Genomic DNA, 12,780 nt, shown 5'->3' with positions numbered 1-12,780 from the left:
GCGCCCCCTCGGCGACATCGCCGAGGCCGCGCTCCCGGGGCCGAGGACGGACGGGGATCAGCGCGACGCGCGCGGCGCCCCCTGACCGGGATCGATCTGCACCGGCCCGTCCTTGCCCGGGGTCACATCGAAGTCGAAGATCGACGTCGGGATGTACACGGTGGCACAGGAGTTCGGGATGTCGACGACGCCCGATAGGCGGCCTTCGATCGGTGCGGCGCCGAGCAGCAGGTACGCCTGCTCCGGGCTGTAGCCGAACTTGGTGAGGTAGTCGATCGCGTGCAGGCACGCCCGCTGGTAGGCGAGGTGGCTGTCCAGGTAGCGCTGCTCGTCGTCGAGGGTCACCGAGGTGCCGGAGAACGCGAGGAACTGCTCGTACCGCGGACCCACGTCGCCGCCGGGCAGGAAGATCGCGTTCTCGCTGACGCCGTAGGTCTCCATGCCGCCGGAGATGATGTCGACGTGCAGGTCGATGAAGCCGCCCATCTCGATGGCGCCGCAGAAGGTGATCTCGCCGTCGCCCTGGCTGAAGTGCAGGTCACCCACCGAGAGGTTCGCGCCGTCCACGAACACCGGGTAGAACACGCGGGTGCCGCGGGTGAGGTTCTTGATGTCCTGGTTGCCGCCGTTCTCGCGCGGCGGCGCGGTGCGCGCGGCCTCCGCGGCCGCCGCGGTGAAGGCGTCGCCCGTGAGCGTGCCGAGGATCGCGTCGTTCGGCTCGGGCGGGAGCGCCAGCGGCGGCACCCGGTCCGGATCGGTCGCGATGAGCGCCGCCTCGCGGGCGTTCCAGCGGGCCAGGAGGTCCTTCGACGGTGCCGTGCCCATGAGGCCCGGGTGGATGATGCCGGTGAAGCTCACGTGCGGCACGTGCCGTGAGGTCGCGGTGTGGCCGGTGAAGTCCCAGACGGCCTTGTAGGCGTCGGGGAACTGCTCGGTGAGGAAGCCGCCGCCGTTCTCCTTGGCGAAGATGCCGGTGTAGCCCCAGCCCTGGCCGGCGAGCGGGCCGCTGTCCTCCTGCGGGATCGGGCCCACGTCCACGATGTCCACGATGAGCAGGTCGCCCGGCTTCGCGCCCTCCACGGCGATCGGTCCCGAGAGCGTGTGCACCGTCGTCAGCGGTGCGTTGAGGATGTCCTCCGCCGAGTCGTCGTTGTGGATGGCACCGTCGAACCACTCCCGGCAGTGCACGCGAAAGGTGTCGCCGGGCTTGACGGTGACGGCCGGCGGGATGGCGTAGTGCCACCGGTTGTGGCCGATCTTCTCCTGGTCGGTGAACTTCTTGCTGGAATCGAGCGGAAAGACGACTTCGGGCATGGAGCGGGCCTTTCTTCGGTGGGTGATCTTCGGTGGTCTAGGGACGGGGCAGGCGGGCGTGCCGGGGGTCCGACGGTGCCGATTCACGGCTCGGCCGTGGTGCCGGCCGGCTCGGTCGGAGCGCGCTACCGGCGGTGCGGGCCGGCGGCGCCGACACGACGGCGGGCCGGTCCGCGGTCGCCTTCGTGGCGTCGATCAGGCGCATCGCGTTCGACGCGCCGCTGCCCAGCCGCGGCGCCGTGATGCCGCGCCGTGCCGGGGCGCCGCACCGGCACGCCGTGCTCGCCGGGACCTCGCGCATGCTGAACACGGCGTCGAAGGGTCCGCAACTGCTGCACCGGAATTCATAGGTAGGCATGAGTGGACCGTATTCCTTTCGTCCGGTTCCCGAGGGGAAACTACCGAATCGGTATCGTCTTTCGTGGGTACGGTGTCTCCGTGCCCCCGAAGTCGACGCCGCCGCGCGCACGGACCCGCAAGGCCAGGATCGCCCGCCGGCGCGCGAAACGCGTGGCCGCCGCCGACAACGACCTGACCGCGGCTCAGTGGGCGGAGCTGGTCGCGCTGTGGGGCGCGTGCGCCTACTGCGGGGGAGCGGGGCCGTTCCAGAAGGACTGCGTCCTGCCGATCTCGCGCGGCGGTCGATACACCCAGCAGAACGTGGTACCCGCGTGCCGTTCGTGCAACGCCAGCAAGTGCAATTCCGAGGTCACGGCGTGGATGCGGCGCAAGAAGCTCGACGAGAAGGCGTTCCTCCAGGGCCACGCCGAGATCCTGATGCACCTGCGGGAGCGGAACGCCGACGACGGCGCGCCGACCGGGGAGGTCGGCGCACCGTCGGGCACCTGAGGGGGAGGGCGCCTACCGCACCGGCGGGTCGGCGGGCAGGACGTGCGCACCGGTCTTGTCCGTCGACAGGGCCAGCGAGCTGATGTACTGCTTCTGCCCGTCCGGGCCGGGCACCGCGGAGGCCACCATGTCGGGGCGCTCGAACTCGACACCGGTCACGCAGCAGAGCAGCTTCTCGCCCGACGGGTTGCCGTACTCGTCGAACATCGGCAGGTCGATGCCGTCGTCGGATCGGCGCAGGTAGTACTTGCCCCGGGTGGCGAGGGCCAGCACCGGCGGCAGCACCAGGGCCAGGACCAGTGCGACCAGCGGCGAGTAGGGCTGCAGGGCCGAACCCAGGAGGCCGAAGAACGCGGCGATGGACAGGCCCGCCGCCACGATCACCGAGACGAAACCGACGGGGTTGACGCTGTAGAGCATGCCGCGGCGGAACTCCGGGACCTTCGGCGAGATCTTCAGCAGGTACTTGTTGATCGCGATGTCGCTGGCGACCGCGACGATCCAGGCGATGCCGCAGTTGGCGTAGAAGTTCAGCAGGTTGTTGAGGAAGCTGAACATGTCGGCCTCCATCAGCACGATCGCGATGACCACGTTGAACACGAGGAACACGAGCCGGCCGGGGTACGTCTTGGTGACGCGGGTGAAGCTGTTGGTCCAGGCGAGTGAGCCCGAGTAGGCGTTGGTCACGTTGATCTTGATCTGGCTGATCACCACGAGGATCACGGCCAGGGTGAGCGCCAGCCAGTGCGGCAGGAAGTCCTGGTAGATCTCCACGAACTGGTGCACGGGCTGGTTGGCGATGCCGGCGTTGTCGATCGTGATCCCGATCAGGTAGACCGCGAGGAACAGGCCGACGATCTGCTTGATCGCACCGAAGAAGACCCAGCCCGGTCCGGCGGTGATCACGGCGGTCCACCAGCGGCGCGAGTTCTCGGGCGTCTTGGGCGGCATGAACCGCAGGTAGTCGATCTGCTCGGCGATCTGCGCGATGAGCGACAGGCACACGCCCGCGGCCAGCATGGTGCCGGCGAAGCTGACGCCCTTGTTCAGGGGCTCGCCGGTGGCGGTGTCGATGCCGCCGAACGCGAAGAAGTCACCGATGGCCTCGGGATGCTTGAAGAGCAGGTAACCGAACGGCAGCACCATCATCACGAGCCACAGCGGGGTGGTCCACACCTGCAGCTTCGCGAGCGTGTTCATGCCGTAGATCACCAGCGGGATGATGAGCACGGACGAGAGCAGGTACCCGAGCCAGAGCGGGATGCCCAGGCCGAGCTCGAGGCCCTGCGCCATGATCGAGCCCTCGAGCGCGAAGAAGATGAACGTGAACGACGCGAAGATCACGTTCGTGAGCACCGAGCCGTAGTAGCCGAAGCCGCTGCCGCGGGTGATGAGGTCGAGGTCGATGTTGTACCGGGCCGCGTAGTAGGCCAGCGGGTAGCCGGTCAGCACGATCACCAGCGCGAAGAAGCCGATGCCCCACAGCGCGTTCCCGGTTCCGTTCGCGATGCCGATGTTGGCGCCGATCGCGAAGTCGGCGAGGTAGGCGATGCCGCCGAGTGCCGAGGTGGCGACCACGGCGGGCCCCCACTTGCGGTAGCTGCGCGGCGCGAAGCGCAGCGTGTAGTCCTCGAGCGTCTCGCGCGCGGCGGCGTCGCGGAGCGCGGTCGACGGTGCGCCCTCGGCCTCCGCGGGTTGCAGTGCGGTCACGGTTGTCCCTTCCGGCCCGCACCGCCCGGTGCGGGGTTGGGAAAATCGTGCTGGCGCGGCGTTCGGCGGGGGTGACTGCGTCGTAACGGATCGGTTACAGGGTCGGGCCGCGTGTGACGGCGGTGTTGCCCGCCTTCGGCTTCGCGGCCGCGTCCTCCTTGCGCTTCACCGAGTCCCGGATCTGGTCGATGTTCTCGCGCAGCATGTCGGCCACCAGCTCGTCGGTCCGCTCGTCGGCCAGCACCTGCAGCACCATCCGGAAGGTGGTGTCCACGATGAGCTGAATGATCTCGTCGTGGAACGGGATGTACTTGACGCGTTTGGTCTGCGGATCGTTCTTGATGGTCTCGAGGATCATGCCGCTCATCTCGGCCTTGTTCTCCTCGAGCGCCGCCGCGATGTTCTTGGTGTAGTGCCCGGATTTGAGCACCTCGGCCACCTCGTCCAGGACCGCCACGGTGATCGGGCGCTTGACCGCGTCGACCACGGTATCGGTGGCGCGGTTGACGACCGCGGCGGTGATCCGGTCGCCGTACAGCCGGTCGATCGCGCGCGCCAGGCGCGCGAGCGCCACCGCGATGCGGATCAGCCGGAACAGCCGCGGAGCCGGACTCGGCACCACCAGCGCGGGGATCATGCCGAGCAGTTCGTACCAGTTGACCAGTAGGAATCGTCGGTGCCAGCCGACCTGGCGCCACCGGTAGAGGAATTCCGCCGCGAAGACCGCGCAGATCACCGCATCCAGGATGAGGACGGCGGTGCGCGTCCGGTCCGCGACGTCGAAGAACGTGATCCACACGATGAGGCCCACGGAGACGAAGGCCAGGGCCACCATCGCCCAGTCGGTCCACAGGACGGGCGGTTTCCGCGGGTAGGGCGCGAGTCGTTCGTCGGTCGTGGCGTTCATCGCGTCCGAGACTACTGAGCGCAGGGCGCGCCGGAGGCCGGTCCGCCCGGACGGCCACCGGACCGGCGTCCGCCCGGTCGCGCGTCGGCGCCCGGTAGCGTGGAGGGGTGGCGAAGCTCTGGGCGATCAGTGACCTGCACGTCGGGCACCGCGGCAACGAAGGCGTCGTCGACCGCATCTGGCCCGACGCGCCCGACGACTGGCTGATCCTCGCGGGCGACCTCTGTGAACGCACGGACCAGCTCGACGAGGTGCTCGGAGCGCTCGCACCGCGGTTCGAGACCGTGATCTGGGTCCCCGGCAACCATGAGCTGTACACCACGTCGAAGGACCCGATGCAGGTCTTCGGCGAGGCCCGGTACGACCACCTGGTGGAGATCTGCCGGCACCACGGCGTGCTGACCCCGGAGGACCCCTTCCCGGTTTTCGAGGACGCCGACGCGGGACCGGTCACGATCGTTCCGATGTTCCTGCTCTACGACTACAGCTTCCGCGACGAGGGCCTGACGACGCTGCAGGCGCTCGCCCACGCGAAGGAGAAGAGCGTGGTCGCCACCGACGAGTTCCTGCTCTCGCCGGAGCCGTACGCCACGCGCGATGCCTGGTGCCGGGCCAGGCTCGAGTACACCCGCCGCAGGCTCGCGGCGCTGCCCGCCGGCACCCGAACGGTGCTCGTGAACCACTGGCCGCTGCGGCGCGAGCCCACCGAGGTGCTGTTCTATCCCGATTTCGCGCTGTGGTGCGGCACCACCTCGACGCGGGACTGGCACACGCGTTACGACGCCGAGGCGGTCGTCTACGGCCACCTGCACATCCCGCGCACCACCTGGTACGACGGGGTGCGGTTCGAGGAGGTCTCCGTCGGTTATCCGCGCGAGTGGCAACAGCGCGGCCTGCCCGACCCTCTGCTGCGCCGCATCCTGCCGGCGCCGGAGTACACGGAGGAGTCGCTCGGGCACTACGGCGTCCACTTCGAGGTGGATCCGAAGTACCGGGACGACCCGGAGCGGTTCGCCGCCGAACGCGCGGCGGCCCAGGAGCGACTGAGTGACCGTCGCGCCGCCGCGCGGGAACGGATCGCCGAGCGCCGTGCGGCGCGGGCGAAGGAGGGGGAGAAGTGATCCTGCAGTCGATGCTGCCGCGGGGCGTGGTCGCACGGGAGTCGCACGCCGATGTCGACGCGCCCCTGCATCCGCGGGAGGCCGCCCAGATCGCGAAGGCCGTGCCCAAGCGGCAGGCGGAGTACGCGACGGTGCGCCACCTCGCGCGGGAGGCGCTGGGCGAATTGGGCATCGGCGACGCCGTGCTGGTCAAGGGCGAGGGAGGTGGTGTGGACTGGCCGCGCAACGTGGTGGGCGCCCTCACGCACTGCGACGGCTATCGCGGCGCGGTGGTGGGTTTCCGGATGGGGGTGCGCACCGTCGGCATCGACGCCGAGCCGCACCTCGCCCTGCCCGACAAGGTGCTGCCGACGGTCTCCGTGGAGTCCGAGCGGGAGGTGCTCGCCGCGCGCCCCGACGACGGGCTGCACTGGGATCGGCTCCTGTTCTGCGCCAAGGAGGCCACGTACAAGGCGTGGAATCCCATCACCGGGCGGTGGCTGGGCTTCGAGGACGCCGAGATCAGCTTCGATCTCACTGAGCGCACCGCCGATGCGGCGGCGGGAACGTTCCGCTCCCGGATCCTCATCGACGGGAAGGCGACCGACGGCGGCCCGCCGATCGCCTCGTTCGACGGACGCTGGCGGATCACCGACGGCCTCATCGTGACCTCGATCGCGGTGGTGTGACATGGGATTCCTGGAACCGGACGGTGCCGGACTCGTCATCGTCGACAAACCGGCGGGCCTGACCAGCCACGACGTGGTCGCGCGCTGCCGGCGCGCGATGGGTACCCGCAAGGTCGGGCACGCCGGCACGCTCGACCCGATGGCGACGGGCGTGTTGGTGATCGGCGTCGAGCGCGCGACCAAGCTGCTGGGTCACCTCGCGCTGACCACGAAGGCGTACTCGGCCACGATCCGGCTGGGCGTCGCGACGTCCACCGACGACGCCGAGGGCGAGGTCACGGGAGGCGCCTCCGCGGTCGCGCTGGACGAGGCAGCCGTGCGGGCCGCGATGGCGCCGCTGACGGGCGACATCGAGCAGGTCCCCAGCAGCGTGAGCGCCATCAAGGTCGACGGTAAGCGGGCGCACCAGCTGGTCCGCGAGGGGGCGGACGTGCAGCTCAAGGCGCGCCCCGTCACCGTCGACGCGTTCGCGGCGCACGCCTTCCGCCGGGAGGGCGACCTGCTCGACGTGGACGTGACCGTGGAGTGCTCGTCGGGCACGTACGTGCGGGCGCTCGCTCGGGACCTGGGCGGAACCCTCGGCGTGGGCGGGCACCTCACCGCGCTGCGGCGCACCCGCGTGGGGCCGTACGGGCTCGACCACGCGATCACGCTGGAGGATCTCTTCGAGACGCCGCGCCTGTCGTACGGCATCGACGCGGCGATCGCCGCGGGCTTCACCACCCGCGAGATCACGCAGGCGCAGGCGGTCGACCTGTCGCTGGGACGGTGGCTCGACCCGATCGGCCTCCCCGGCGTCTACGCCGCGGTCACCCCGGACGGCCGCGCGTTCGCGCTGCTCCAGGAGTCGGGCAAGCGCGCGAGCTCGGTCTTCGTCGTCCGTCCGGCCGCCTGAGCGGGCTACAGGTCGTCTCGGACGCGGGTCCAGGATTCCCGCGCCGTGCTCTCGTCCCCGATGGTCGGGAGGGCCTGTCCCTCGGGGGCGAAGCCGACCGCAGCGAGCGCGTCGTGGCCGGCCGCGTTCCGGTCGGCCAGTGCGATCGTGAGGCGCCGGGTGTCCTGGCGTTCCGCTGCGGCGCGGCAGGCCGCGACGATTGCCGCGGTGCTGACGGAGGCCGGCGTATCGGTGCGCAACCAGTCGATGATGGTGGTCGTCGAACTCCCTCCGTCGACGGTCAGCTGCAGATCGCCGACCGGCGCTCCGTCGACGGTCACGGCGTAGCGGCCGTCGTGCGGATCGCCGTACTCGATGTCGAGGCCGTCCTCGCTGCGGGCGCGTGACGGGAGCGCTCGGGCCGGGCCGGCCTGCTGGGCGGCGCGGCGTGCGCGCAGGCGCCGAACGGCGATGCGCGCAACGTCCACGGCCGCGTGGGCCGGGGGGAGAGCCGCGCGCCTGGGGGGCATCGGCTGCGGCTCGACCGAGTCGATGATCGCCTGCATATCGCGCCGGGACTCGGCGGTGTTGTACCTGACGTAGATGGTGTGGTCAGTGGGGACTCCACCGTAGGTGCGCAGCGATCGCGCGGTCTGGAGATAGGTGAAACCGAGCGCTTTGGCCAGTCCCAGCGAGCCGCGGTTTTCGACCGGCTGGACTGCGAGCAGGGCGGAGACGTGTGGATTCGCGATGAACGTGTCGAGGACATTCACCGCCGACATCCACAGGGTGATCGTCTTGGAGTGGGGCAGGCCCGCGACCCAGGTGAGGGATTCGATGTGGCCGGACCGCGGATCGGGGCCGAGCATCTCCTGCTGGCCGACGACGCGCTGTTCCGCCCCGTCATCGACGGTGAGGACGCGGGAGAGCAGAGTGGTCTCGGCATGGCGAGCGTTCCACCACTCCTCCGCCCATGCGGCGGTGGAATGTTGATCACTCCAGGAGACTGCGGGGTCGTAGAATGCGGCTCGCAGCCACTCTTCGTGGTCGAGGTTGGTCTGGCGCCACGACGGGCCGTCGGACAACCGGGGGGAGCGCAGGTCGACCACGTGGTCCCCGATCCGGTAGCGCCCAGCATTGCTTCTGGTCATGGCTCGATGCTATTGCAACAGGCGTCGGGATGTTTCATCACCTGGCGCAATCGCGCACGTTCCGTCGTCAGGCCTCGGATTCGGGACAAGGTCCCGTGTACCGCGCGGAGGGGCGGATTATCTTGCCCTGGCGCACCTGTTCGAGGACGTTGGCGGTCCACCCGACCACGCGGGCGACGCCGAACGTCGGCGTGAACATCGACGGCGGCAGGCCCACCTCGCTCATCAGCACGCCCGCGTAGAACTCGACGTTGGCGTACAGCCGCCGGCCGGGCTTGAGCTCGTTGATCCCGGCTTCGATCTCGGCCTCGACCGCGAGTGCCCGCCGCACCAGCGGGGAGTCGAGAGGCGTGACGACGGACTTGAGCAGCTCCGACCGCGGGTCGTGCGTGCGGTAGACCGCGTGCCCGAAGCCCATGATCTTCTCGTCGCGGGCGATCTTCCCGCGCACCCAGTCCCGGGTGTTCGCGGGGTCGCCGATCTCGTCGAGTGCGGCGAGCGCGCGGCTCGGCGCGCCGCCGTGCAACGGCCCGAGGAAGGCGCCCAAGGCGCCGAGCAGGCACGAGGCCATGTCCGAACCGGTCGACGCGATGACGCGGCCGGCGAACGTGGACGCGTTGAAGCCGTGGTCGATGGTCGCGACGAGGTAGGTCTGCAGGGCGGCCGCGGCGTCCGCATCGGTGTTCCCGGTCGCCATCCGCAGGTAGTCGGCGGCGTGTCCGGCGCCCGGGTCCGCCTCGAGGAGCGCCTCGCCCCGCGCCAGACGGTGCGCCGCCGCCAGGACCGTCGGCGTCACGGCGGCGTACCGCAGGGCGGCGTCGGTTCGCTCGTCCTCCGGCAGGTCCATGAGGGGGCGGTCGCCGAGGCCGAGTCCGGCGAGCGCCACGCGGAGCGCGTGCATCGGCTCGGTGTCCGGTCCGACGGTGGCTCGCAGCAGGTCGTGCACGCCGCTGGGCAGCGTGCGGAGGGCGCCGACGCGGCGGGCGAAGGCGGCACCGTCGGCCCGACCGGGCAGGGAGCCGAACAGCACGAGGTGCCACGCGTCCTCGAAGGAGACCTGTGCTGCGAGGCGCGTGGCGTCGTGGCCGCGGTAGTGGAAGTAGCCCTCCTCGCCGCGGACATCGCCGATCGCGGTGTCGGTGACGATGACGTTCTTGAGCCCCGCCGGGGCGATGAGCGGTGTGGTCATGGCACGAGTGTGGGCGATATTGATCAACACCCGCAATGTTGATTCAATCAATACGTGGACCGGTGGATCACGACCTCGGAGGCGGCCGAGCGGCTCGGAGTCAAGCGCGGAACGCTGTACTCCTACGTCAGTCGCGGCGTGCTGACGTCGCGGAGGATGCCGGGACAGGCGGAGTCGCTCTTCGACCGGACCCAGGTCGATTCGCTCGCCGCGGCCAAGCACGACGGCCGTCGGGAGGCCGACCGCCTGCTGCGCTTCCGGGCCGTGACCACACGGGTCTCCGCGCTCCGCGGCGACGCCCTGTACCTGCGCGGCCGGCCGATCGCGGATGTCTGTGCCGAGATGGACTTCGCGGCGGCCGCCCGGTTCGTACTGGAGGCGGAGCAGGCCGCGGCGCCGCCCGCCGTCGATCTGGAACCTGCGCGGACGGTCGCGCTGGAGCGCCGGATTCCCCTGGCCGTGGCTCTCCTCGCGGCCCGGGACCCGGTGCGGGCGGACCGGTCCCACGTCGCCGAACGTGCCCTGGGCCTGCTGCCGGTCCTCGCGGACCTCGTTCCCGAGACGCGGCTCGAACACCCCTGGGTCGACGCTCTCGCCACGTGCCTCATCGACAACGGGCTGGCGGCGTCCACCACGGCCGCGCGGGTCGCGGCCTCGGCGCGGGCGGGTTTCTACGACGCCCTGCTCGCCGGCTACGGCGCGATGGCGGGCGTGCTGCACGGCGGGGCTCCGGCCGCGGCTCACGCCATGCTGGGGCGCGTGCTGGACGGCGGCGACGTCGACGCGGCGATCGCCGATGCGGCGTGGGGTGGGCACCTCGCGGGTTTCGGGCACATCGTCTACACGGGAGAGGACCCGCGCGCCACCGTCGTCCTGGGCCTGATGCGTGCGGACGACCCGGACGCGCCCGCGCTGCGGGCCGTCGCCGAACTCGCCGCCCGCACGGGCCGGGCGGTGAACATCGACCTCGCCGGCGCCGCCGTCGCGCACACGCTGGGGCTCCCGGCCCGTGCCGCGGAGGTGCTCTTCCAATACGCCCGGACCGTCGGGATGGCGGCGCACATCGCCGAGGAGTACGAGGAGGCGCCGCTGCGCTGGCGCGGCACGAACAGCGGCGGGGTGCGCTGAGGGCCGAGTAGCATCGCGCGCGTGAGGACGAGGTGAGGCTGGTCGACGGGATCCGGGCGTCACTCCGGGACGCGGCGGATCCTCAGCGGGCGCCGGCGATGCAGGCGTACATGAAATCCACGATGCCGTTCCTGGGTGTGCCGTCCCCGCAGGTGCGCGCCATCACCGCCGGCGTGCGCCGCGATCACCCGCCCAAAGACCTCGGCGAGTTGCGGGCCGCGGTGCTCGCACTCTGGGACGGCGCCGAGTACCGCGAGGAGCGCTACGCCGCGCAGAACCTGCTGCGGTACCGGCTCGGCAGGGGCGACCCCGCGCTGCTCCCGCTGCACGAGCACATCGCCGTCACGGGGGCCTGGTGGGACCACGTCGACGAGACCGCCCGGCACATCGCCGCGCTGCACGACGCGCATCCCGAGAGCACCGCGGCCGCCGTCCGCGCGTGGAGTCGCGGCGACGACCTGTGGCTACGCAGGCTGGCGATCCTCTCCCAGCTGGGCCGCAAGGACCGGCTCGACGTGGACGTGCTGACGGACGTCATCGAACCGGCCCTCGCGGAGTCGGAGTTCTTCCTGCGCAAGGCCATCGGCTGGGCGCTGCGCGAGCACGCCAAGACCGACCCGGACTGGGTGCGGGCGTACGTCGCCACGCACGAAACCGAACTCAGCGGGTTGTCCCGGCGCGAGGCGCTCAAGAACCTGTGAGGCACTCCGCGGGTCGTGCGGGCACGGCCCGCGGTGCGCGCCCCACCACGGAGTCGAGCGTCGCGATGGTCGCGGCGACGACCGCGAGCGCCGCACCCGCGACCGGCAGGGTCCGGTACGACGCGCCCAGGTCCAGGAGTGCTCCTCCCAGCCACGGCCCGATGGCGATCCCCACGTTGAAGGCCGCGACGGTGAAGGCCGGCGCGAGCGTCGGAGCGCCCGGTGCGAGGGCGAAGACGCGCGAGTTCAGGGCGGGGTTGGTCACGAAGCCGGCCGCCCCCGGCAGCGCCGCGGCCGCGGCGGCGACGACCGGGTGCGGCAGCGCCGCGGCGAGTGCCATCGAGGCGATGGCCAGCGCCGCCGTGCCCCCGATCAGGACCGAACCGGGGCGACGGTCCGCCAGCCGACCGCCCGCAGCGATCCCCGTGACGGCACCCGCGCCGTACAGTGCGAGCACGACCGGGACCGTGCCCGGCGCGGCGTGTGAGGTCGCGCGGAGCATCGCGCCGAGATAGGCGAACGAGATCAGGAGCGCCGCGATCGACGTCGTGGTGATCGCGTAGGACGTCCACAGCCGCCCGTAGCGCGCGTACCTCGCCCCGGGGGTGTGCGGCCGTACCCGTCGCGACCTGTGGTGGAACCGTGCCGACGATCGCGGCGCCCGCCACGACGGTCGCGACGGCCACCGCGACGAAGGTCGCGCGCCAGCCCGCGTGCTGGCCGAGCACCGTCCCCGCCGGGAGGCCGAGCACCGTGGCGAGCGTGAGCCCGCCCGCGACGACGCTCATGGCGCGACCTCGCCGGTCCGGTGGAACGAGGGCGATCGCGGTCGAGGCCGCCACGGCCCAGAATCCGGCGTACACGAAGGCGCCCGCGAATCGCGTCACCAGCAGGACGGCGAAGGAGTCGGTCACGGCCGCCACGAGGTGGGTGGCCGCGAAGATCGCGCAGAACACGAGCAGTGCCCGCCGTTTCGGCCAGCGGAGCGTCGCGAGGGCGAGGACGGGCGCGCCGAGCATCATGCCCACGGCGAAGCCGGAGATGAGCAGCCCCGCGCGCGGGATCGACACCTGCAGGTCGGCGGCGAGCTCGGGCAGGAGGCCGGCGAGCATGAGCTCCGACGTGCCCTGCGCGAAGATCCCGAATCCGAGGGCGTACACCGCGGGGC

Annotated in this window: 13 protein-coding genes and 1 pseudogene; 6 read left to right on the top strand and 8 right to left on the bottom strand. The window is 71.2% G+C overall.

The genetic code is table 11. The annotated features are described in order from the left end of the window. Window positions 1–57: 57 nt before the first annotated feature. Together fmdA and ELY19_RS21815 are read right to left on the bottom strand one after the other, a co-directional pair. Window positions 58–1,314, bottom strand: a complete 1,257-nt coding sequence (gene fmdA / locus ELY19_RS21820; protein ID WP_126198357.1) for a formamidase — start codon at window positions 1,312–1,314, stop codon at window positions 58–60. A gap of 37 nt (window positions 1,315–1,351) precedes the next feature. Next, a complete protein-coding gene (locus tag ELY19_RS21815; protein WP_126198356.1) occupies window positions 1,352–1,672 on the bottom strand; it encodes an FmdB family zinc ribbon protein in 321 nt (106 codons plus the stop codon). Between the two features lie 80 nt (window positions 1,673–1,752). Here ELY19_RS21815 and ELY19_RS21810 point away from each other — a divergent pair, with 80 nt between their 5' ends. Beyond that, a complete protein-coding gene (locus ELY19_RS21810; RefSeq protein ID WP_164711679.1) occupies window positions 1,753–2,163 on the top strand; it encodes an HNH endonuclease in 411 nt (136 codons plus the stop codon). 12 nt (window positions 2,164–2,175) lie between these two features. On the opposite strand, the gene ELY19_RS21805 is transcribed toward ELY19_RS21810, so the two are convergent. Continuing rightward, complete coding sequence (locus tag ELY19_RS21805; protein ID WP_126198355.1) at window positions 2,176–3,873, bottom strand: purine-cytosine permease family protein; 1,698 nt, start codon at window positions 3,871–3,873, stop codon at window positions 2,176–2,178. Between the two features lie 94 nt (window positions 3,874–3,967). Continuing rightward, window positions 3,968–4,780: an ion transporter gene (locus tag ELY19_RS21800; RefSeq protein ID WP_126198354.1), complete on the bottom strand. Its 813-nt coding sequence runs from the start codon at window positions 4,778–4,780 to the stop codon at window positions 3,968–3,970. A gap of 107 nt (window positions 4,781–4,887) precedes the next feature. On the opposite strand from ELY19_RS21800, the gene ELY19_RS21795 reads away from it, so the two are divergent. From ELY19_RS21795 to truB, 3 genes are read left to right on the top strand one after another with little or no spacing between them, the layout of a single operon-like run. Further along, entirely contained in the window at window positions 4,888–5,901 is a 1,014-nt protein-coding gene (locus tag ELY19_RS21795; protein WP_126198353.1) for a metallophosphoesterase family protein, read from the top strand. Beyond that, a complete protein-coding gene (locus tag ELY19_RS21790) occupies window positions 5,901–6,569 on the top strand; it encodes a 4'-phosphopantetheinyl transferase family protein (RefSeq protein WP_126198986.1) in 669 nt (222 codons plus the stop codon). Before ELY19_RS21795 ends, ELY19_RS21790 begins: the two co-directional genes overlap by 1 nt. A 1-nt stretch (window position 6,570) precedes the next feature. After that, window positions 6,571–7,464: a tRNA pseudouridine(55) synthase TruB gene (gene truB, locus ELY19_RS21785; protein WP_126198352.1), complete on the top strand. Its 894-nt coding sequence runs from the start codon at window positions 6,571–6,573 to the stop codon at window positions 7,462–7,464. 5 nt (window positions 7,465–7,469) lie between these two features. Here the strand turns inward: truB and ELY19_RS21780 are convergent, their stop codons facing one another. Both ELY19_RS21780 and ELY19_RS21775 read right to left on the bottom strand, forming a co-directional pair. Further along, complete coding sequence (locus ELY19_RS21780) at window positions 7,470–8,552, bottom strand: GNAT family N-acetyltransferase (RefSeq protein WP_164711678.1); 1,083 nt, start codon at window positions 8,550–8,552, stop codon at window positions 7,470–7,472. 109 nt (window positions 8,553–8,661) lie between these two features. Next, window positions 8,662–9,783 (bottom strand): citrate/2-methylcitrate synthase, encoded by a 1,122-nt coding sequence (locus ELY19_RS21775; RefSeq protein WP_126198350.1) that lies wholly within the window; start codon window positions 9,781–9,783, stop codon window positions 8,662–8,664. Between the two features lie 54 nt (window positions 9,784–9,837). Between ELY19_RS21775 and ELY19_RS21770 the strand changes: the two genes are divergently transcribed. Both ELY19_RS21770 and ELY19_RS21765 read left to right on the top strand, forming a co-directional pair. Beyond that, the gene (locus ELY19_RS21770; protein WP_126198349.1) at window positions 9,838–10,911 is read left to right on the top strand and encodes a citrate synthase; all 1,074 of its coding nucleotides are present in this window, start codon (window positions 9,838–9,840) and stop codon (window positions 10,909–10,911) included. Between the two features lie 110 nt (window positions 10,912–11,021). After that, window positions 11,022–11,612 (top strand): DNA alkylation repair protein, encoded by a 591-nt coding sequence (locus ELY19_RS21765; RefSeq protein ID WP_232015598.1) that lies wholly within the window; start codon window positions 11,022–11,024, stop codon window positions 11,610–11,612. Here ELY19_RS21765 and ELY19_RS23925 read toward each other — a convergent pair. Then, window positions 11,599–12,069 carry an MFS transporter gene (locus ELY19_RS23925; RefSeq protein ID WP_227967024.1) on the bottom strand — a complete coding sequence of 157 codons (471 nt, stop codon included), beginning with the start codon at window positions 12,067–12,069 and terminating at the stop codon, window positions 11,599–11,601. The two genes, ELY19_RS21765 and ELY19_RS23925, sit on opposite strands and share 14 nt — an antisense overlap. 226 nt (window positions 12,070–12,295) lie before the next feature. After that, window positions 12,296–12,724 (bottom strand): annotated as a pseudogene (locus ELY19_RS23920) (MFS transporter); the annotation flags it as partial. Between the last annotated feature and the right edge of the window lie 56 nt (window positions 12,725–12,780).

The organism is Tsukamurella paurometabola (genome assembly GCF_900631615.1).
Lineage (GTDB): Bacteria > Actinomycetota > Actinomycetes > Mycobacteriales > Mycobacteriaceae > Tsukamurella > Tsukamurella paurometabola_A.
Note: the sequence above shows the minus strand (reverse complement) of the source record. Positions and strands in the feature narration are given on the sequence as shown.